This is a genomic window from Paenibacillus sp. J22R56, from assembly GCF_056269375.1.
Map to the genome: position 1 here is coordinate 335,260 of NZ_JBWDNV010000008.1, position 20,481 is coordinate 355,740.

General features: G+C 41.0%; 23 protein-coding genes and 1 pseudogene. 8 read left to right on the forward strand and 16 right to left on the reverse strand.

Translation table 11 applies throughout. The features are described from left to right. Positions 1 to 37 precede the first annotated feature (37 nt). Positions 38 to 676 (reverse strand): hypothetical protein, encoded by a 639-nt coding sequence (locus tag AC0YNT_RS20610; protein ID WP_475806321.1) that lies wholly within the window; start codon positions 674 to 676, stop codon positions 38 to 40. A 253-nt stretch (positions 677 to 929) separates the two neighbouring features. Here AC0YNT_RS20610 and AC0YNT_RS20615 point away from each other — a divergent pair, with 253 nt between their 5' ends. The 4 genes from AC0YNT_RS20615 to AC0YNT_RS20630 are packed head-to-tail and all read left to right on the forward strand — an operon-like array spanning position 930 to position 4,962. After that, on the forward strand, positions 930 to 2,366 hold the full coding sequence (locus tag AC0YNT_RS20615) for a spore germination protein (protein ID WP_475806322.1): 1,437 nt from the start codon (positions 930 to 932) through the stop codon (positions 2,364 to 2,366). Positions 2,367 to 2,397: 31 nt separating this feature from the next. Beyond that, entirely contained in the window at positions 2,398 to 3,564 is a 1,167-nt protein-coding gene (locus tag AC0YNT_RS20620) for a Ger(x)C family spore germination protein (RefSeq protein ID WP_475806323.1), read from the forward strand. Between the two features lie 4 nt (positions 3,565 to 3,568). After that, on the forward strand, positions 3,569 to 3,811 hold the full coding sequence (locus tag AC0YNT_RS20625) for a hypothetical protein (RefSeq protein ID WP_475806324.1): 243 nt from the start codon (positions 3,569 to 3,571) through the stop codon (positions 3,809 to 3,811). Between the two features lie 32 nt (positions 3,812 to 3,843). Continuing rightward, positions 3,844 to 4,962 carry a GerAB/ArcD/ProY family transporter gene (locus AC0YNT_RS20630; RefSeq protein ID WP_475806325.1) on the forward strand — a complete coding sequence of 373 codons (1,119 nt, stop codon included), beginning with the start codon at positions 3,844 to 3,846 and terminating at the stop codon, positions 4,960 to 4,962. Positions 4,963 to 5,039: 77 nt separating this feature from the next. Here the strand turns inward: AC0YNT_RS20630 and AC0YNT_RS20635 are convergent, their stop codons facing one another. The 8 genes from AC0YNT_RS20635 to AC0YNT_RS20670 form a co-directional block, all read right to left on the reverse strand. Beyond that, on the reverse strand, positions 5,040 to 5,516 hold the full coding sequence (locus tag AC0YNT_RS20635; RefSeq protein WP_475806326.1) for a GNAT family N-acetyltransferase: 477 nt from the start codon (positions 5,514 to 5,516) through the stop codon (positions 5,040 to 5,042). Between the two features lie 197 nt (positions 5,517 to 5,713). Continuing rightward, positions 5,714 to 6,595, reverse strand: a complete 882-nt coding sequence (locus AC0YNT_RS20640; protein WP_475806327.1) for a GNAT family N-acetyltransferase — start codon at positions 6,593 to 6,595, stop codon at positions 5,714 to 5,716. A 248-nt stretch (positions 6,596 to 6,843) separates the two neighbouring features. Further along, positions 6,844 to 7,239, reverse strand: a complete 396-nt coding sequence (locus AC0YNT_RS20645) for a tyrosine-type recombinase/integrase (protein WP_475806328.1) — start codon at positions 7,237 to 7,239, stop codon at positions 6,844 to 6,846. Beyond that, positions 7,214 to 7,510: a site-specific integrase gene (locus AC0YNT_RS20650; RefSeq protein WP_475806329.1), complete on the reverse strand. Its 297-nt coding sequence runs from the start codon at positions 7,508 to 7,510 to the stop codon at positions 7,214 to 7,216. The genes AC0YNT_RS20645 and AC0YNT_RS20650 overlap by 26 nt, the downstream gene beginning before the upstream one ends. An 85-nt stretch (positions 7,511 to 7,595) precedes the next feature. Further along, positions 7,596 to 7,979 carry a hypothetical protein gene (locus AC0YNT_RS20655; RefSeq protein ID WP_475806330.1) on the reverse strand — a complete coding sequence of 128 codons (384 nt, stop codon included), beginning with the start codon at positions 7,977 to 7,979 and terminating at the stop codon, positions 7,596 to 7,598. A gap of 365 nt (positions 7,980 to 8,344) precedes the next feature. Further along, positions 8,345 to 8,719 (reverse strand): YhfM domain-containing protein, encoded by a 375-nt coding sequence (locus tag AC0YNT_RS20660; RefSeq protein ID WP_475806398.1) that lies wholly within the window; start codon positions 8,717 to 8,719, stop codon positions 8,345 to 8,347. A 199-nt stretch (positions 8,720 to 8,918) separates the two neighbouring features. After that, positions 8,919 to 9,347, reverse strand: a complete 429-nt coding sequence (locus tag AC0YNT_RS20665; RefSeq protein WP_475806331.1) for a hypothetical protein — start codon at positions 9,345 to 9,347, stop codon at positions 8,919 to 8,921. A gap of 229 nt (positions 9,348 to 9,576) precedes the next feature. Continuing rightward, positions 9,577 to 10,116, reverse strand: a complete 540-nt coding sequence (locus AC0YNT_RS20670) for a phosphotransferase-like protein (protein ID WP_475806332.1) — start codon at positions 10,114 to 10,116, stop codon at positions 9,577 to 9,579. Positions 10,117 to 10,454: 338 nt separating this feature from the next. Between AC0YNT_RS20670 and AC0YNT_RS20675 the strand changes: the two are divergent. Continuing rightward, positions 10,455 to 10,939 (forward strand): annotated as a pseudogene (locus AC0YNT_RS20675) (hypothetical protein). Positions 10,940 to 11,231: 292 nt separating this feature from the next. Here AC0YNT_RS20675 and AC0YNT_RS20680 read toward each other — a convergent pair. From AC0YNT_RS20680 to coaD, 3 genes are all read right to left on the reverse strand, one after another. Next, positions 11,232 to 12,227 (reverse strand): collagen-like protein, encoded by a 996-nt coding sequence (locus AC0YNT_RS20680; protein WP_475806333.1) that lies wholly within the window; start codon positions 12,225 to 12,227, stop codon positions 11,232 to 11,234. Positions 12,228 to 12,516: 289 nt separating this feature from the next. Then, positions 12,517 to 12,948: a hypothetical protein gene (locus AC0YNT_RS20685; RefSeq protein WP_475806334.1), complete on the reverse strand. Its 432-nt coding sequence runs from the start codon at positions 12,946 to 12,948 to the stop codon at positions 12,517 to 12,519. 253 nt (positions 12,949 to 13,201) lie between these two features. Then, the gene (gene coaD / locus AC0YNT_RS20690; RefSeq protein WP_475806335.1) at positions 13,202 to 13,690 is read right to left on the reverse strand and encodes a pantetheine-phosphate adenylyltransferase; all 489 of its coding nucleotides are present in this window, start codon (positions 13,688 to 13,690) and stop codon (positions 13,202 to 13,204) included. Between the two features lie 186 nt (positions 13,691 to 13,876). Between coaD and AC0YNT_RS20695 the strand changes: the two genes are divergently transcribed. Continuing rightward, complete coding sequence (locus tag AC0YNT_RS20695) at positions 13,877 to 14,122, forward strand: IS110 family transposase (RefSeq protein ID WP_475806336.1); 246 nt, start codon at positions 13,877 to 13,879, stop codon at positions 14,120 to 14,122. 93 nt (positions 14,123 to 14,215) lie between these two features. Here AC0YNT_RS20695 and AC0YNT_RS20700 read toward each other — a convergent pair whose 3' ends face one another. Next, a complete protein-coding gene (locus tag AC0YNT_RS20700; protein ID WP_475806399.1) occupies positions 14,216 to 14,485 on the reverse strand; it encodes a winged helix-turn-helix transcriptional regulator in 270 nt (89 codons plus the stop codon). A 297-nt stretch (positions 14,486 to 14,782) separates the two neighbouring features. On the opposite strand from AC0YNT_RS20700, the gene AC0YNT_RS20705 reads away from it, so the two are divergent. Both AC0YNT_RS20705 and AC0YNT_RS20710 read left to right on the forward strand, forming a co-directional pair. Further along, positions 14,783 to 15,793: an LLM class flavin-dependent oxidoreductase gene (locus AC0YNT_RS20705; RefSeq protein WP_475806337.1), complete on the forward strand. Its 1,011-nt coding sequence runs from the start codon at positions 14,783 to 14,785 to the stop codon at positions 15,791 to 15,793. 28 nt (positions 15,794 to 15,821) lie between these two features. Beyond that, a complete protein-coding gene (locus tag AC0YNT_RS20710) occupies positions 15,822 to 16,745 on the forward strand; it encodes an NmrA/HSCARG family protein (protein WP_475806338.1) in 924 nt (307 codons plus the stop codon). 843 nt (positions 16,746 to 17,588) lie between these two features. Here AC0YNT_RS20710 and argC read toward each other — a convergent pair. From argC to AC0YNT_RS20725, 3 genes are all read right to left on the reverse strand, one after another. Beyond that, on the reverse strand, positions 17,589 to 18,548 hold the full coding sequence (gene argC, locus AC0YNT_RS20715; protein WP_475806339.1) for an N-acetyl-gamma-glutamyl-phosphate reductase: 960 nt from the start codon (positions 18,546 to 18,548) through the stop codon (positions 17,589 to 17,591). A 63-nt stretch (positions 18,549 to 18,611) separates the two neighbouring features. Then, on the reverse strand, positions 18,612 to 19,349 hold the full coding sequence (pyrH, locus tag AC0YNT_RS20720; RefSeq protein ID WP_475806340.1) for a UMP kinase: 738 nt from the start codon (positions 19,347 to 19,349) through the stop codon (positions 18,612 to 18,614). Between the two features lie 188 nt (positions 19,350 to 19,537). Continuing rightward, the gene (locus tag AC0YNT_RS20725) at positions 19,538 to 20,395 is read right to left on the reverse strand and encodes a DUF6597 domain-containing transcriptional factor (RefSeq protein ID WP_475806341.1); all 858 of its coding nucleotides are present in this window, start codon (positions 20,393 to 20,395) and stop codon (positions 19,538 to 19,540) included. Positions 20,396 to 20,481 lie beyond the last annotated feature (86 nt).

Below are 20,481 nucleotides of genomic sequence, written 5' to 3' on the forward strand. Positions count from 1 at the left end.
TATAACAACAGGAACCCTTTAATCATACCTCATTCCGCTAACTCTTCACACTCGACACGATTGAACCATCTTTAGAATCGATGTAATAAATGATTGCCGGCGTATTCAGATTGGCTGGATGCCCGGCAGCATTAAGAAACACTTCCCACACCTTAACATCTTTGTTTTTTGCCGTGGAAAAGGTATATGCCGTCCTTGTCTCCGTATCAAACAGGTTCCATATCGTCACCTCGTTATATCCATCAACTCTCGCTTGATTAAGCGCTATCCTTTCAGCTTCTTCTGCTGATAGGTAAGTGTCTTTATGATTTGTTATTAATGGGCTTAATAGACTTATTAGGACTACTGTTATAACGGCTCCTAAATAATAGCGTTGTGGTATTGAATGGACTTTTCTTGTTATGACAAAACCGAGAATACCAACAAGGATAAAGCACCCTCCAGTTATAATCATGACTAGAAAATTAGTCCAAATCAAATCATGATTTGGACCGTTTCCAACTGGACCTGTCCTTGGTCTATAAGAACCCCAATAATAAATAATAGCCATAAAGACTGACATAGGACCTGCAACTATATTAAATCCGATTAGCTTTGATCGATATTCTGGTTTCATCATTAGAATATAAATATTTTGAATCATTAAGAGAGCTATAACTGATCCTGTATGAAGCATATTTCCTCACCCCTAATTACAATTAATCCCATGTAAGTTAGACGTTATAAACGATCGTTAAGTTGTGCCGGTTCTATGCATTAATTCGGCAGCTTCATTCAGTCCGCTATTCAACTATCAATGTTCGCTTTGAAATGAATAATTTTACCGGATATTGGCACAATACTTCCTAGGATTACCATGAGAAAGGACACAGCACACAGCTATGATCCAACAGTCAATTTCACAAAGCTTGTCCTATACACGAGAGGAATTGGAAAAGCTTTTTTCGCATAGTCACGACATTGTCATGCAGCCATCCCGATACGGTGACGCGTTTCAATATGAGGCTCTTTCGGTTCATTGCAGCACGATTGTCGAAGAGAAGGAAGTTCTTTTCTTAAAATCTGCTTTCCTGGATATTGCTACCCAAGAATCAGGGGCATTTGATTCCATAGCATCTGAGAATATCATCCTTTTTTTTGAAAATCGTGGCGTAACCTCGAATCGTGTCTCAGTCGTGGAAGCTATGACTGATGCCGTACAGCAAATTATGAGCGGACATGTCGTTATCTTTTTTGATGGTTGGAATAAAGCGCTCAGCTTTAACGCTTTTTCTGTTGAATCGAGACCGGTAAGCGAACCAATTACGGAGCCAGTCGTACGTGGTCCCCATGACAGCACCACCGAGGATTTAACAAAAAACATCGGTTTGCTTCGGACGCGATTAAGAAACCACCTTTTTAAGATTGAGATGTTTTCTACGGGTGGAGATTGCCGGACTACAGTCGCTTTCGGTTATTTAGAAGGCGCCGTTAATCCGGAAACGCTGGAAGAGTTCAAAAAACGACTTGTCGCAACAAAAGATGTTGAAATTCTAGATACCTCTTTTATAGAGGAATTAATTGAAGACAGCACCTATTCCCCTTTCCCACAGCATCGCTATACGGAGAGGCCGGATACGGGAATCGCCGCAGTATTAGACGGCAAAATAATCGTTATGGTCTCAGGTTCGCCGTCCATTATGATCTGTCCTGGTCTGTTTGCCGAATTTTTCGCAACGAGCGAGGATTACTATTATCGGACGGTCGAGGCCTCTCTGCTGCGGCAGCTTCGGGTTATTGCCTTCTTCATGGCGCTTATGCTGCCAAGTATATATATCGCAATGAGCACCTTTCATTCAGAGCTTATCCCTACCGTATTGTTGATGGCTGTTCTTGAAACTCGGGAAGGCATCCCGTTTCCTGCCCTTGTGGAAGCTTTGTTAATGGAGTTTTTCTTCGAGCTTCTGCGTGAAGCCGGTATACGCCTTCCCCGTCCTGTCGGCTCAGCCGTTAGTATCGTTGGTGCTCTCGTCATTGGACAAGCTGCCATTCAAGCTAAAATCGCTTCGCCGATTATGATTATTATCGTAGCTTTAACAGGAATCGCTTCCTTTTCCATACCGCAATATTCGTTGGGGGTAGCGCTCAGAGTGCTGCGCTTTCCGTTAATGATCCTATCTGGGACCTTGGGCGGCTTCGGATTAATGATGGGGCTGCTATTTATTCACTTGCACCTTACGACTCTCAGATCGCTTGGGCAGCCTTATTTGGCAACGTTCGCTCCGCTTCGCATACGCGAGCTGCGTGATGTATGGATACGTGCTCCTTTGAAGATTCTTCTCCGGTCGCCGCGGAACAAGCACATGCACAAACAGCGGAAATCATAACGACTCGATCCCCTAGAGGAGAAAAATGATTATGAGAACAATCAAATCGATGACCATTATACTCCTCTGTCTGTTCCTTTTAACCGGGTGCTGGGATAAGGCCGAACTGGTTGAGTTCGCCTATGTTCAGGCTGTAGCCTTTGATACAGCGAAAAACGGCAAATTGAAATTAACCACGCTTTTCTTCAAACCAACTGGGGGAAGCGGAAGCAGCGAGGATGGCAATCAATTAGGCTCAAGATCATTCACGATTCAATCCGAAGCTCATACGGTTTTTGAGGCAGTCAGAGACATCTCGATTCATTTCGGACGTAAAGCCAAATGGGATCATATGCGGGTCATTCTAATTAATGAAAAAACGCTCCAGCAGAGGGATATCGGGGATATCATGGATTTTTTCGCCAGGGATCATGAGCCGCGGGGAACGACTTTAGTTCTCGTTACAAAGGGAGAAGCCGCTGACTATCTGAAAGTAAAACCAATAATTGAGTCTACGCTTGGTGAGCAGCTGCGATCCATGGAGATTGCGGCATCCCGTTATTCGGCAAAGTCCGTTCACACGAATCTTCTGGAGCTGAGCATCCAACTGAACAGCGAGGTTGGAATTGCCCTGCTGCCCTACATTCGATTATCCAAAAATTCCACAGAGCTTTCAGCCTCGGGCATTTCTATTTTAAAAGGAGGTAAACAGGTAAGCTCCCTGTCTTCAACTAAAGTTCAGCTATTCTTGATGCTGAACAATCAATACAAGGGGGGGAATATTGAAATCCCTTGCGGTAAAGAGAACGAACATATGAAGGACGGTCTCGAAGTCTTTTCGGCAAAAACGAAGGTTGTGCCTACTATTCAGGGGGATTCACTGACCGTTAAGTTCAATACGAGAATTACAGGAACGGTTAGCGAATTGCATTGTTCTTCCATCGTGAAGAGAGAAGACGAGGTCGCGTACAAAGAAAGAATTAAGAATACGGTCGAGCAGCAATTTTTGGGTTTGATAGCGGAACTACAAACCAAACGACTAGATGCGTTAGGCATTGGCAACAAAATATTCGCCAGGCATCCCGCAGTATGGAAACGATGGGAAGAGAACTGGGACGAGCGTTTCGCCCTTGCTCATTTCGAAAGTCATGTTGAGATCCAAGTGCTTCATACTGGCGTGAATGTTGGAAAACCGTACTCCAAGTATAAGGAGAAGTAAATGAATGATAATCCGACTCGGTATTGTGATCATGGTCTTCGCGGTCGTATTCGTCTTTGACGCTCCTAATTATAAAAAAAGCAACAAGCGAGGGCGTGCCGTTTACGGGATGACCATGGTGGCGGCTGTCTATCTGGGACTTGATTATGCGATAGGAAAAGATTGGCCGGATCTCCCTGACCTCGCCAATTTCATTTTTTCCGCACCGGCGAAAATGATCGCGACCTATTTTGAATCCAAGCCGTGACATGTTTTAAATATCCTAAGGGGGATTATGTTGTGAATGTAAAAGAAACGGTCAGTCCCGTGCAAATGTCCACCTTGTATTTTATCTTCATGACCGGATCCGCTATCATCAACATCCCTGGTCCGCTCATTGGTTTCGCACAAAACGGGGCTTGGATGTCTCTTCTTATTTCGAGCACATTTGGTTTCTTAGCTATGGCCTGTATTCTTTATTTGCACAATAAATATCCGGGCTTTACTTATATCGATTATGCCAAGGAAATGCTTGGGCCTTGGTTTACTGCTTTGCTATCCGTCCCTCTTATCCTGTTTGTATGTCATATGGCTTCCGGAATCGTTCTTGATATGGGATTATTCCTGACCACAACGATGATGAAAAAAACGCCCATCTTTGTATTTAACGCCTTTACCTTCACACTCATTGCGTTTACGGTGCGAGCCGGCATTGAAGTGATGGTGCGCATGTTCACGAACCTTATTCTGATTATGCTGTTTTTCGTGTTTATTGTGCTGCTGCTTTCGATACCCAATTATCATCCTAACTATATCTTGCCGATCATGCCGGATGGCATAAAGCCGGTTTTGCACGGGGCATTCTTTACGTTTGGATTTCCGTACGCGGAATCAATCCTGTTTGCCATGCTGCTACCGTTCGTAAAGAAAAATCCGAACAAAAAATACAGTTTAAACCGCTGGATGTTTATCGCACTGCTTCTCAACATTATCATCTTAATCCTAGCCGTGATTTGCGTGATTTTTGTAGCCGGACCAGTCTCAGGTGACGTCAAATATTCTTTGTATATGGTTGCACGTCTGATTGACTTTCAAGACATTATTCAACGTATCGAATCCGTTATTGGCATGACATTAATTGCCGCTTCTTACATGAAAGCAACGGTTGCACTGTTCGTTTTAAATTTAACTTTAACACGCCTCTTTGGCCTGCAGAACGACCGGCTTCTGGTATTCCCTCTTGCTCTTATAACCCTATTCCTGTCGGTCGTCATGTTCGACAGCCAAATTCAATGGAACGATATTGTCTCGAACATATGGCCGTTATGGATTGGTGTAGCCGGATTTGTCCCGCTGCTGCTTCTGACTCTGATCGCTTGTTTCAAAAGTAACAAAAAATCAGGAAGCAGCAGCCCGTAAGCCTATTTAGTTGTTATGCTAAAAGTTCCCCGTTAATTCAATCCCTGACACTATCATTTGTGTAACATTAATCTAATTCACATTGTAAACTCTTGTGCTGGACCTTTGTTATCAATTCTCCTGATCTCATTGTATTGACCGTTTGTATACTCCTTAATAACTTTTCTCCAAAAGATTTGTGCTGGAGTATTCCAATCGAATTCACTCACTCTCCATTTTCCCGTATATAATTTAAATGCCTTTATTGCAGCTTGCTTGCCAATATTATTCCTACGATATTTCCTCAAGACAAAAAAGTGATTGAGATAGTATATTCCTTCTACGGATAAATACTTAATGATTACAAAGCCAGCTAATTCCCCATCAACTCGAATAAAATATAAATTATAGTTTGGATCTCCATACCATTCTCTGTAATTGAGATTCGAGATATACGATCCCGTTTCATTAATAGTGGATCTACTTAGCTCTGACAGATCATAAGCAGCAAATTCAAAGAGATTTTTTAGAACATCTAATCCCTCTTCCATAATTTTCTCCAACAATACAATCAATTTGTCACTTCCTAACGGTCATTAGATGTTTGAAGAGAATCATTTCGGCAGTTTACCTAGTTTTGTTTAATTAAAGTCTCCTGTTAGCGTGACGGTTACTTATAATACGGTTCTCTGCGCTGTTTATTACGGCAAGTTTTAGGGCCATCCTTTGCTGGATGATGGCCCTGTCACGACCGGAATCGTTAACTTAGCCGCTAAGCATGAGCCAGCGTAGGTATACAAAACACGGGTAGCTTTCCCAAATCAGAAAGCGGTCTAATAAACAAGACATCTTCATGCTCACCATAGGGTTCTACATAAGCTTTGTTGAGGAGTTGATCAGGTCTGAAGTGAAACCGTACTTTCTTTGTTTGTTTCGTAGTAATTCGCGAGACCAACGTTTCCATGTTCACCTGTTTGTCGCTGATCACTTCATACAAATGCAGCAAATCGCCTTCATGCTCAAAAACGATAATGGCATCGTCAGTTCGCGAGTAATATAGGCATTCGTGGAAGATGTTCAAAGCATAAAATTGAAATAAACCTTCGCTGTTTGTGACACCAACATGTTTTGAAATGGGTCTACGGGAAGAAAGCATTTGTTTAATTAAATCCCAATGCTTTTCTTTCAAAACATCCAGTTTTTCCAGTAAAGTTGGTTCACCTGCGGGCTGAACAGCTATGTTTAAATAAAATTGATGTTCAGGTAATACCGTAAATCCAAACTTGGGGTAAAATTCGAGCACGGTGCTGTTCGCAAATAAGAAAAGCAAATCACATGTGCCTTCGTAGGTTTTCAATACATACTCCATCAGTTGTCTGGACAATCCCTTACCCCGATGCTCGGGATGAGTCATTACCGTTCCAATTTGTAGTGCTCTTTTGCTTTCACCATTAATAACCAAATCCATTTTACTTACCGAAACATTCGCGATTATTTGGTCATCTTCAACAAATGAATGGCAAATATAGCGTTCGCCCCAGGCTCCCTTTTGGTACCATTCTTCGAAGTCAATCCCAAATACTAGTTTGGAAAGTCGATTGAAGCTTGCTCGGTACTCGTCATGGTTTTTGTAGTCATAACTATGTATTATCATCGAAAAGTGTTGTCCTTTCTAAGTAGAATAATTATTTATTACATGCTCCGCTATGTAATTCCACGCAGATCACTCCCTCAACCATGCTATAGATAATACTTTGAGTTTACCATTAAACCCCATATTTTGGGGCTTAAAGAATACTTATAATTAAGCTAATCTGCCCTTCGTTGAGTAACAGCAATTTATTCATAAGCCAGCTGCTTGTCCTAACATGCCCTGGATGAAATCAAGCGGTGCACCGTTATCTAGGAGTTGACATGCATAGGTATGACGAATCGATGTGGATATACATTTGCCTTAAGCTCTCCCCGGTCTGCGAGCCGTTTTAATGTCCATCTAAGAGTAGGGATAGCCATTCGTTTCACTGGATATTTATCAGTAACAAACATAGCCTTACACGAGTCATCACGACTGGCCAAGTACTTTCTGAGCCATACTTTACACTCGGTAGTAAAGTAAACTTCCCTTTGTTTGGCACCCTTGCCATTGACAATAGCTGAGCAGTTCTCCCAATTCAGATCCTCAATGTTTATTTTCTCTACCTCTCCTATTCGGCACCCTGTACTATAAAGACACTCTAGAAGTGCTCTTTCCCGGAGTGACTTACAAGAGATCTTAAGATGAATAACGTCTTCCTCCACAAGAAATTTCGGAATACGTTTCCTCAAACGCAAACCGGAAAAGAGAACGAATAAATCGAATGCGGTGTCCTAGGCTACTTGGCTTTAATCGATTAGACTGCTTAGCCAAATACTCCTTCAATAAATTTAAGGTTACTTCAGTAATATCCAGATCACCAAGCTCTTTAACTAATATTTTTAGTTGCAATGCATAAGCTCTCAAAGTATTCGTGCTAAATCCCTGGATACGTTTATCTGCCTCATACAATGACCATAAATCGATTATAAGCATAAGAAAAACCTCCCATTAGAGCATCTATTACTAGTTTGCTTCTAATAGAAGGTTTTAGACATTTTTATTAAGCTAGAGTTCCCAGTTACTTCAATTCTGTAATTACGTTAATATAATCATTGGATTGAGAAGACCTATCACTCCCCAAAGCTTGAACATGAATGTGGTCATGAAGTACTCGATTTCCAAATTCCCACGTTAATGACCAACCATCACTTCCATTCTTATCGTAACCAATGAGTTCTCTCTCTCCCCATGTTTGTGTTCCTGTGGGGACTAGCCAGAACAAAACTGTTTCTGTATTTTCAGCTTCAACATATATAGTCATCTTTGTAACACCACTTGGTATGAATGACCATATGCCGCCTCCCGAAGGCATATTTGTGGACACATTTCCGATTATCGCTCTTCCAGGCATATGTGCTTGTCCAAACAGCAAGCTTGTTAACAATAGTACCTTGGCAAACAATCAAACTCACCTCATGGATATTTTTTACAAAATGGATTAGGTTATTCTGCCCGTTAAAACGTGATAAAGCTGCCGATATACCGGCAGCTTCGTCGTAGGTGAGTATGGAGCTATCGTTTCCCGATAGCTTAAGACAATTTCTATTTTTACTAGAAGTTATTTTTATCATTCTGAAATTTGACCAATGTTTTCCCTCTTACAACTGCAATTCCAACATCACCAATATTGAGTAAATCGAAGAGATTAGGATCATGAGTGACTAAGGTAATTAGCTCTGTATCATCCATAATATCTTCCGGCCATTGCCCAACTGCCATACTTTATTGATTAAGCTAAAGTTCACCGATAGCTTAATGCAAAATTTACTAACCCTTAATCAATTCCCTTAATTTATTTGCATCTACTACAGGAATTTCATAACCTTGATTAGTATTTTCAAGGTCTACCAATAGCCCTTTCATATCACTATTTGTACCTAATGATAGATGGTAAGTTTTTGTTGTTTGATCCTGAAATTTAATCTTCAAATTGTATTCTGCTATATAATTAAGTATACCCGGCATTTTCTCTGCACCATCTATAGCTGTTTTGAAAACTTGGAATGATTGGATATCATTGAATTGCTGGTCTGTGCATTTATTTGTATTGTCCTGCCGACTACATATCAGATTAACTGAAACTCCACCGTTTTCCTGAATAGAGTCCTGATTCTTCTCGTTGCAACAAGAAGGTAAGTAAATACTTTTTCACAATAATCACCTCCATAAAACCTCTAATCTGTAGACGATAAATGGAATTAGAAGGTTGAATGGTTTTTTGAGTTATTCAACTATCCTGCCCGTTCGCTCAGCGAACAAAAAACGGATTCATCGGCATCCGCTGTTCCGCTATTGTTTCCATTTAGCTTAATCGATGAAGTATTAGCGTACACGATTCATGCTACTCGATAAGTTCAGGAGACGAGTCCCCACCTTGTTCGAGAAATTTTATCTTATTTGGTGTAACTTCATATTTCCAATATGCACTCAGAGTACCTTTTTTTCCTGCTGAATCTCGAAAGTCTTCTGCCTTCCAATATTCTGTTAAAGTAACGATAAATGTATCCTCACTCACCCTTTTTGCAGAGGACTCAAACTCCCCAGGAATCGTTATTCCTGGAGCTGGTCCCCCGCCGTGTATGATACCTTTGACTCTACTCGCCTCAGTAGGAAAACTTACATTTGAAGAAAAACTTACACTTCTTTCGCTTGTAATCACTTTGGAAATTGCGTGATTTTCAGAAAATTCGGTGTTTTGCGAAGCACCATTTCCATTTGAACATGCCGTAAGTAGCAACAGCACTATCCAAAAAAGTATCGCTTTACGCAACTTTTCACTTCCCCTCAATATCTTACTTATACAGACGAAGCTTTCATCGTATTGTTGCGTTAACCTGCCCGTTCGTAGTGAGGAACCCATGCGGCAGAATTGCCTTCACTTTCAAAAACAGCAGCCGAGTAATCAGCTGCTGTCGTGTTCTAAACTATCGTTCCCAGTTAGCGTAATAATCAAAGTTGCTATAAGGTATTTAAAAACTCAATCCTCGATCTTCTCTCAACTAGACAATTTGGTTAACTGTTAAGGTATTCAATATTTTTGATACGCATTCTTCCGTTGAATTCTCGTATGTATTGATCTCAACGTCGTATTTCATATTTTGATGTACAATTTTCAATTGTTCCTTTGCAATACCGATAGTTCTGTCACCACGAAGGCGTTCACGTCTTTCCAATTCTTCGGTCGGACAATGCACGCCGACATATAATACATCTTCATCCTTGAACTGCTCTAAAAAATCCGCGATATCGCTTTCTGCATCTAAAACAGTATCAATAATGATGTTAAAAGAATATTCTGAGATAACTTTAGTCAGTCTGTGCAATATAAATGTTTTAAAATGCAGGTCATAGTTTTGTTTGTTTATAATGTCCCATGTAGAAGGTTCTTTTTTATTGTTACGCATTGTTGATAGTAAACAGCCTATATCGTCAAACCCCAATACTAAATAGTTTGGTAATTTTTCCGACAATAGTTTTGCTATTGTAGATTTGCCTGAACTTGAAACACCGTTCAACAGGATAACCTTACCTTTAATCATAGTAAACTCCTTTTTTTCGTGAATGATAATCTTATGGAATATATCTTCTTAAGTACATCATTCGTAATTAGGAAGCTTTTTCCTCCAGGTTAAACACAGTTTTATTTGAGCTAAACTGCCCAATAGCTGAATGAACAAAAGAGTAGCTGCCTCGACAAAAATGCTCAGGACTGCTCAACTAACGTCTCCCGTTAGCGCAACACGCTATTCACTGAGGAATCTCCTTTATGGGTATTTGCACAATCATATAGTTATTAACCTACATATTGTAAATACAGGTTATTTGACTTTACGAATAGTGCATTATTTTTATAGAGCAAAGCAAAAGGAGGTATTGTATGACAAATTTTTATTCTTTTCACGGGACTATCACTGCGATTAATGATTTTTTTACAGGTCAAAATGGTGAAGGATGCTATAAATTAATTCTGTAGACAACGGATTGGGAGCATTAGTAAATTTCGTGGTGTCACCCAAAACTTATTTTGTAGACCATGTAATGGTGTCAGTAGGAGATCAAGTGACTGGATATTATGACGGAAATGCACCTGCTCTTCTAATTTACCCTCCACAGTATCAAGCAATTGTCATAGTAAAAAATAGCCCCTATCAGAATGTAAAAGTAGATTATTTTAATACTGAGTTGGTGAGTAGTGATGGACGATTACGATTAAATATTGCTCCATATACTCAAATAGTATTAACAAATGGGCAACGCTTTTCTAGAACCCCTGCGAACCGAGATCTAATTGTTATATATGGACCTACCACAGAAAGTCCCCCCGCCCAAACCATACCCTATAGAATTATAGTTTTGTGTTAGGGAGCATTATAGAAAATTCCAACTAATCTGCCCTTTACTTCAATAAAAACCGGCAGCGGATCTCTGATCTGCTGCCGGTATATTGTTTAGAACTAACGTCTCCCGTTAGCTTGAACAACTATACAAAAAAATGTTGGATAATATCTAATTTATATACCTTTTCTAACTAAATATCTAACAGGGATGTTCTCTATGTCAAATAGAAAATATCCCTGTTTTACCATTCTGTCCAGTGCATACGGAGAATGCGCCCAATCATAGGAGTAAAGAATCCCGTATAGATTTTTACCCTCTATGCAATCTGCATAATAACAAGATGTGCAGAATCCGACCTGGTCCCTCCAGCTAATGGGGTAATTGTGAGTGCCGCGGCATTACCTGCAGGATTCCGAACTGTGATCACTGAATTAATGACCGTTGTTTGCACAAGCGCCATTCCTACGATTTGAGAAGTTCCAGTTGCACGCCCAACCACCGTATAAGCTAGGTCAGCTCCATTTAACGTTAAAAGCAATTGACCCGCTTCGTTTACGTTTACCTGAAACAAAACCTGATATGTGCCAATTGCCGCCAAGTTAAATGAGCTCGCATTTAAACGGGTAATTGCTGTCCCGCTAATTGGACCATCTTGCGGAAAACTAACGTCCGTATTAGGAGCCACAGTTGCTGCATTATCAGGAGGCATCAAGGCAAAGAAGTCCGCAAAGCCTAATACTCCGCCTGTCGGCCCTACAGGTCCTGCTGGACCAGCTGGTCCAGTTGCTCCTGTTAGACCCGTCACTCCAGCTGCGCCAATTGCTCCTGCAAGCCCCGCCAATCCTTGGGGTCCAAGCGCGCCAATCGCTCCTGCAAGGCCTGCTGCTCCTTGGGGTCCAAGTGCTCCTGCAAGGCCTTCAGGTCCTAGTGAACCGATCGCTCCTACAAGGCCTGCTACTCCTTGGGGTCCAAGTGCTCCTGCGAGTCCTTGGGGTCCAAGTGAGCCAATCGCTCCTGCAAGGCCTGCTGCTCCTTGGGGTCCAAGTGCTCCTGCTAATCCTTCAGGTCCAAGTGCGCCGATTGCTCCCACAAGTCCTGTTAATCCTTGGGGTCCAAGTGCTCCCGCAAGTCCTTGAGGCCCAGCCTCTACAATTGCTTCAGCAAGTCCACTTAATAATTGCTGTCCGTTAAGCGGGGGACACTTTATACAAATATGCTTTTTATGCGGATGACGTTTCTTTTTCTTCCCTTTTGGATGGGATACAATAATGGGTTTCCTTTTGCACCGTTTTTTTGTATCGGGACAACTCAACCATGACACCTCCTATAAAGATTGTACAGTGTACGTGAGTTGTTTTTCTTCAGCATGGACTAATAGCTAACTATTGGCTAGACTAGAAACTATTTATAGAAAAATGGGTTAATGATAGGGAGGTTCATGTAACTATCCTGCCCTTTAGTTGAGAAAATCTGCCCTTAGTTCAACAAAAAAGCAGCCGAATGAAATACACCGGCTACTGTCGTGTTGCTGAGCTATTGTTTCCCGTTAGCTTAATATCCTAAAATCTGTGAACTTTAAGGATTAATTTTAATAAGAAAAATTAACGTGAATTATCTAATGCTCTAATGATACTATTTCCCACCTCTGTTTTATCACTTAATTTTAAGTTCTCTTCATATTCAATACCAATAAACCCTCCGCTTACATGACGAGTTGAATTTAAATTCAACGTGACCATATCACTAGAAAGTTCAGAAGTTACATGTATATGTTCTTTTAGAAACTTGGAAAATGATTTGTAACCTAATAAAGCCTCGAGTTTTCCATCCCCCATATCTGACGTCAGATATGGATTATCCATACAGTAAGAGATAAGTTCGATAAATTTACTACCTATTTCTTCAGCGTTCACTGGATGTTCAATTAATATTATCCTATTTGTAGCTTGCGCAATACCAATTTCGTTAAGAGCCCTAGCATTCAAAATTATCGTATTTCTTTTTATATGCCTGAAAATTCCTACTATGTACATACCTATTCCTCATATTCTTTTGTTAATTTAAATGGGTTTGTTGTTCTTATAACCGGAATATATTTAATCTTATAAATCAAAGGCTAAGGCTATCATAAATATTTTATCACTTATGCAACTATCCTGCCCGTTAACGTAATAAAGCTGCCGGTTGCACGCCGGCAGCTTTATTCGTTTGGCTTTTCAACTATCGTTCCCAGTTAGCTTAACACGTAATGTTCGCTTAATCTTCATGGAAATATGTATTAACAGTCTAAAATTTGCCTCGATATTTTTGTTCAAGTGCTTCTACAACCCTAGGATGTACCCACTTCTCGACTGTACCGCCTAATCTCGCAACTTCTTTAACCATACTTGAACTAAGATATGAAAATTCTGTTGAAGTCGGCATAAAAAGTGTTTCTAATTTGTTATTTAAATGTCGGTTACCTACTGCCATCTGAAGTTCATACTCATAGTCCGAAACTGCCCGTAGACCTTTTACTACGACAGTGGCTTGTTTAATTACAAAAAAATCTGTAAGAAGACCAGAAAAGCTTTCAATTTTTATATTGGGGATGTCAGAGGTACACTGAGAAATAAGCTCGATTTTCTCTTCCAAGGAGAACAATGCTTTCTTGTTAGGGTTGTATAACGGCGCTACGATGACTTCATCAAAGAGATCAGCAGTCCTCTTTATTACATCCAAGTGTCCGTTTGTTATCGGATCAAAACTTCCTGGGCAAATCGCAATACGTTTCATATATGGACTCCTATTTGATGTTAATAAAAGGTTTGATTGTATAAAATATCATACTGCCTGAATGATGGTGTAATTAGCGTAACCTGCCCGTTAGGATCCTGTAGAGCGTTAATTTTGCGCTTTGCACAAAAACGAGCGCCCCGTAAGATGGGTTAGTCACGGGTCATAGCCCTTTTAGCCTTTTTAATGAGTTCGTTCTATCTTGAAGTGCATCTTGTCGTTGGCATCGACATCGTCCAGCTGTCCAATGTTGCTCGCGCCGTCAACTTCCGTGGAATTCTTCTTGGCACTCCTCTTCACTTCTCCAACGACGCTGCCGGCTTCAACCAACTGTTGCAGTGGATGAAAGAGCTGCAGGAAACGCACCAACTAAGCGACATCATCATCGACATGGAACCCACCGGTCACTACTGGCTATGCCTCGCTGCCTAGCTCAAAATATGAGCAACGAATCCCCTAATAGTAATGCTAATTGTGTTTAGCGACTATCAAAAAACAACTATATCAAGTAATCATCGAATGGGTTTAATCCTTCAAATTATCTTCCCCCCAATCATTCATTGCCTGTATAATTGGGAAAAATTTTGATCCTAAATCTGTTAATGAATACTCTACTCTTGGCGGAACTACCTTGAATACTTCACGATGGATTAATTTATCCTGCTCCAGTTCCCTCAACTGTTTTGTCAACATGGCCTCAGTAGTCTCTGGGAAACATCGACGGATCTCCCCAAAACGTCTAGGCCCCTCTGAGAGATACCATAGAAGTAAGAGTTTCCATTTCCCTCCTAACATTTGTTGAACTTTTGTTAAACCACAGTCAGGTAAATGGAACTTCGTATTGTTAGTCACATTTCTCCTCCTAAAATAGCCAAATGAAATCTCATTACTATCAAAAAACATAGTACCTATTAAAAATAACAGTACTTGTTATTATTGCTTATAAGGAATAAGGTAATGGTACCACTTTTGCTGTGGTTTTAAAATAATTGTTTCATGAAGGATTATGAAGGAACAACTTTACGTGAGCATTTAGGATTACCTTATCAATATGGACGTGAGATCAATCACTAGAAAGGATGTAGGCAGAACATGGTTCAACGTTTATCTATATTGGATATGGCTCCAGTCGATCATGAAACATCAGCCGAACAAGCTTTAATAAATTCGGTTAAACTAGCGAGTAAAGCGGATGAACTAGGTTACGAACGCTTTTGGGTCACGGAGCATCATAATCTTTCCTCCGTAGCCAGCGCTTCGCCCGAACTGTTAATCGGTCAAATAGCTGCGAATACGCAGCGCATACGGGTTGGTTCTGGTGGCGTCATGCTTCCCAATCATTCTCCGTTAAAAGTAGCTGAGAACTTCAAACTACTGCAGACGTTCTACCCAGATCGCATTGACTTAGGTGTGGGCCGTGCACCTGGAACTGACAGTAAAACCGCGCTTGCCTTACGGCGCTCTATGAATTCCTTAAACGCAGATGATTTACAAGAATTGCTTCGTGAATTAAGAGGATATGACCATCCTTCTGATTCGTTGCCAGATAATTCAATTGCCCAGATCATTGCGATGCCACAAGACGTACCACTTCCGCCAATCTGGATTTTAGGGTCCAGTTTTTATAGTGCCCAACTTGCGGCAATTGAAGCAACCAACTACTCTTTTGCATATCATTTCAATCCCGCAGGGGCAAAAGAAGTCATCTCTTTGTATCGCAAGCTTTATCAAGAAAATCATGGCGTGTCAGCACCAGATGTTATTTTAGGCGTTTCAGTAATCGGCGGAGATACGGATAAAGAAGTAGAATATCAACAAAAAATCCTAAGTTTAAAATTTTTACAAAGCTTAGGGTACTTCAACGGTTTTGATCCACTGAAGGCACATGAGTTACGGTTTTCTGAAGCTCATCATCAAGCTGCGCAATCGTTTTTATCTACGATAGTAATAGGTACGTGGAGCGATTTGAAGCCGAAATTGGACTTCTTGGCGGATACCCTAGGTGTCCAAGAACTCATCGTGTCAACTGCCCAAGAAGGCTTTGATACGCGATTAAAATTGTATGAGAAACTTGCTGAGCTCTATAATCTACAACGAAACTAAAAATATACCCATGAAAGGTGTTATAAAAATGAATCTTAACAATCAAAAATTGATTTTAGTTACGGGCGCTACTGGATTACAAGGCGGTGCTATTGCAAATGAAGCATTAAAACAGGGATTTAAAATTCGTATTCTAGTTAGAGATGAAAATTCTTCTAAAGCCCAGGCACTTATAAAAAAAGGGGCAGAAGCTGTAGTAGGTAATTTCGATGACCCATCCTCTCTGGAAAATGCTATGAAAAATGTCGATGCTGTTTTTTCTGTGCCGATTTCTGGCGTAGATACCAATGAAACGGATAGAGAGAGAAAACAGGCTTTTGCATTAATTCAAAGTGCAATAAAAAGTGGCGTAGAACAATTTGTGCATACTTCCGTTGCAGCCACAAGCAGATATACTGAATTCCCAGAATGGGGAACAGGTTATTGGTTTGAAAAATATTGGACAGATAAGTGGGATATAGAGGAAGCTGTTCGTTCAGCAGGCTTTTCTTCTTGGACAATCGTGAAACCAGCAAATATTATGGAAAATTTCACTGAAAAACCTGAGTTCATGTATCCTGATTTAAAACACGGGGAAATTAAAACTGTTACGTTTGCGGATACACGTATAGATCACATTGCAGTTGAAGATATTGCTTCTTTTGTTTGTGCTGCCTTTGCAGATCCTAAAAAATTCAATGAACATAATATTGAGTTAGCTGCCGAATCGCTGTCATACAAAAAAATTGCCGAGATCATCTCGGAGGTAACAGGAAAAGAGCTTAAAATCACAACACTTAGTATTGAAGAAGCATTGGAGCAAGGAATTCATCCATTATCTGTACGAGGTGAACAATGGAATAACGTAGCGGGTTATAATGTAGATATTGATTTATTAAAGAATTACAATATTAAATTAACTTCGTTTAAAGAATTTGCAGAAAAATATAAAGACAAGTTTAAAATAAATTAACCGCCTGTTAGATGAATAAAGCAGCCGCTCACAATGAGCGGCTGTTTTCATAATGTATCGAGCTAAGGTTTTCTTGTTTTATAACAAGCATTTTTTATTATTGCTTTTCAAACTAACCTGCCCGTTAGTTGAGTAAAGGCAGCTAATCTAATTGATTGCTGCCCTTGTTGTATAGTAGGATTCTCTACCGAAAACTAGCCCCTCTTGTCATCAAACACTTATCTATTCTTTTATCTGGTGCTCCATCAATTCTATCAGGACCTCATGCCAATATGTATCGAACCATCTGCGCATGTCGCAAAGGTTTTCCTCTTAACATAACATGAGCGCACGTACCGGTAACAGCAGACAGTTTAGTGCAGTTTTCATGGCATAAATAGTGATCTTGCTCAGTGCAAACTAGCTTAACGACCTCGGCCTTCTCAGTTGTTGCGGAATCGGCAAATATCTTAATTTTCTCTACCACACTCCTAAAGCTAACCCCATCCCAACGTAAAAGGATTATGTTATAGTTCTGTAAACAAATTCAACAAGGTGGTTAAACAATTGTTAATCAATACCGATTCTTTTTTCTGCATGCACTGCAAAATCGTCCATATACGCCAACAAGGGGACTTCATTATGACGACCGGTTGGGTGTGTATCGGAAGCCTCCGGCAGGCAGTCGGGTTATGCAACACCTGCAAGCCGCAGCTGTATAGCCAAGTGAAACGAAAAACTCCGTTTTGAGGGGACGGAGTTAGTTTTAATTAACGCATTATGGTAAAATTTGTGATTTTTATTGTCTGGATCATCAGCTTGAATGGCTTTTAAATTTTCCTCTTTATTGACTTCAGCATTTTTTCACGGAGAACAAAGCCCAACTCCCTCATCAAGTCCCATCATGATGTTCATACATTGAATGGCTGCTCCTGATGAACCTTTCCCAAGGTTGTCTAGTCTGCATGCCAGGAGCACTTGCTCCTCATTCCCCAGGACAAAAATTTCAGCAGCATTGGTCCCGTTGCAGAGTGTCGGGTCAAGAGCATGTTGGGAAAATCCTTTTGTATCCTCAAGCGGGACAACCCTTACGAATGTTTCTCCTTGATAATAGTCAGTGAGAACAGTATGTATTTCCTTAAGGTCAGGTTGATTATTAAGCTGACGAGTAACCAGAGGAACCGTTACAACCATTCCATTATAGAAATCGCAAACCGTCGGAAGAAATACAGGCTCGAACGCTAGATCCGTAAACTTTTTCATCTCGGGTAGATGCTTATGATTAAGGTTTAGACTATAGTGTTGTGGATGCTTCAGGCTGCTATTGTTCCCATCTCCAAAGCTCGCTGTCTCATGTTGTTCAATTAATGCCTTGCCCCCACCGCTATAACCCGTTAAAGAGTGGGAGCTGACTGGATAATCTCGCGGTAGGATTCCCTTCTCAACGAGGGGCTGAACCGCCAGCACAAATGCTGTAGCATGACAACCTGGCACAGACACACGGCTAGCATTGGCGATTTTCTCTCTTTGGAACGCAGATAATTCCGGCAAGCCATAAGTCCATTCGTCATCGGTACGAAAAGCCGTACTGCTATCAAGAACCCGTGTATTCGAATTAGTAATGAGTGCAACAGCCTCACGAGCAGCCTGGTCTGGCAGACATAAGAATACAATATCCGCTTCATTCATTAGCTTAACTCTAATTTCGGGATTCTTCTTATGCTCCTCCGAAATCGATAGCAGCTCGACATCGTTTCGCGCCATAAGTCTCTCATGTATCTTTAGTCCCGTTGTTCCATATTGGCCATCAACAAATACTTTCATATAAAATACCTCCGCATATATAATGAATAATTATACGTTAGACAGTATTTATATACAACCAACTCATTCCAATTCTAATGCGGATTCTCCACTAATAATCGTTCCGTTATTTATCCCTTCACAAATCTCTTTCATAGATCCCGGCTTATCAAAGTTAAATACATGCATCGGAAGGTTGTAGTCTCTGGCTAGTATAAAAGCGGACTGATCCATGACTTTCAAGTTATGGCTCAAAACATCATTGTAGTGAAGCGATTTAAATTTCCTCGCCTCTTTGTTAGTCCTAGGGTCTGCATTAAGAATACCATCAACACCTTGCTTAGCGACTAACAGTGCTTCACAATTGACCTCAATTGCCCTCTGAACGGAAGGGTAGTCTGTTGTCACATAGGGCTGCCCGTTGCCTCCTGCAAAAATAACAATGTAGCCCTTTTCCAGATGATGAATCGCCCTTAGTCGAATATATGGCTCTGCAACTGATGTAGTGGGTATTGCTGTCATGACACGAACTTCTTTATTGGTCTTGGCTTTAAGAACTCCACGAAGCATCAAGCTATTAATTACCGTAGCGAGCGTCCCGATGTTGTCAGCCTCGGCTCTATCTATCCCCCAGCTTTCCGCCATATTGCCACGGAAGATGTTGCCTCCACCAATAACCAGCGTTACCTCAACTCCTAGATTCACCACGGACATAATCTCATTTGCAATATGATCTAATCGTTCCGGCTCGAAACCAAATTCTGAATTCCCCGCAACAGCACCGCCACTAAGCTTAATAAGCACTCTTCTATACCTGACCAAGCTCCACACCTCCGTCAAATAAAAAACACTAAAGCAATAAATGCTTTAGTGTTTAAATGAAATGAAAATATGAGTTGTTACAGCTGACTGAACGTCTATCCAACGTTTTCTTCTCATATTCTCACCCCTTCATATTTTTTCCATCGGCTTATTGTATACCCGACCAAGGGATTCTGCAACTGTATAGCTTAAATAAAATGTTGAAATTCTCCTGGCTTGTTCCCTGCTTCATTCATGAATCCTCTAAGCATTTCAGCCAAATACTGCTCCGGCGACTTGCCTATTACTGCCTTGAAGTCTTTGCTGAAATGCGCTTGATCATGATACCCCAGCTCTGCAGACAACCAGACTAGATCCTGCATCTGTCCAAGATCCATCGCCTCTGCAGCATTCTGCAGCCGGAACAATCGGATGACCGATTTGGGGTTAACGCCAATGTATTTGGAGAATAGACGCTGAAGCCGCCGGATGTTCATATTGAACTTGAGGGCGACCTGTTCCACCTTGGATATTTCCCCGTTATCAGCTATAAAATCGATGATCTGGTTCACTAGCGTAATATTGTCGTCATAGACCGGCAGCTTGTCTGAAAACAATTGTTCCATCACCTGAATCTTATGCAAATCATCTGGCTGTGTTAGCACTAGCTCTTCAAGAACGGAGCCTTTGATTCCAAGTATAGCCTCAACCTCAAGCGGCTTGCCGGTCAATTCGGACAGCTCTCTGTTTACAAAGGGATACAGCCCTCCCGGCTGAAATTTAACCCCAAAGACAATCCCGCTTCCCTCAAGCAGATAGGAAAACCGCTCTTTGCCAGGTCCGTAGAACAATGTCTTGTTCTTTTCCACCACCAGATTGGCGCAAGGATTGGGCACAACGTGCTGATGATAGGGAGTATCTCCATCCAAATTCCACTGAACGACCCAGTAATGCTTAATAAAAGGTGACGATACCTCCGATGGAGAGTAACGCTCCAATCGGAATCGGTCTCCAGCTCCATGCAGTCCCAAAACGCCCATACTGGGACGAGTTTGTGGTTGATTCATTTTTTCACTCCAGTCCTGAAGAATACATATTGAAGGGCACTGCCCTGTCGCGTTTTTACAATACGGTTCAAAAAGCTAGATTTATA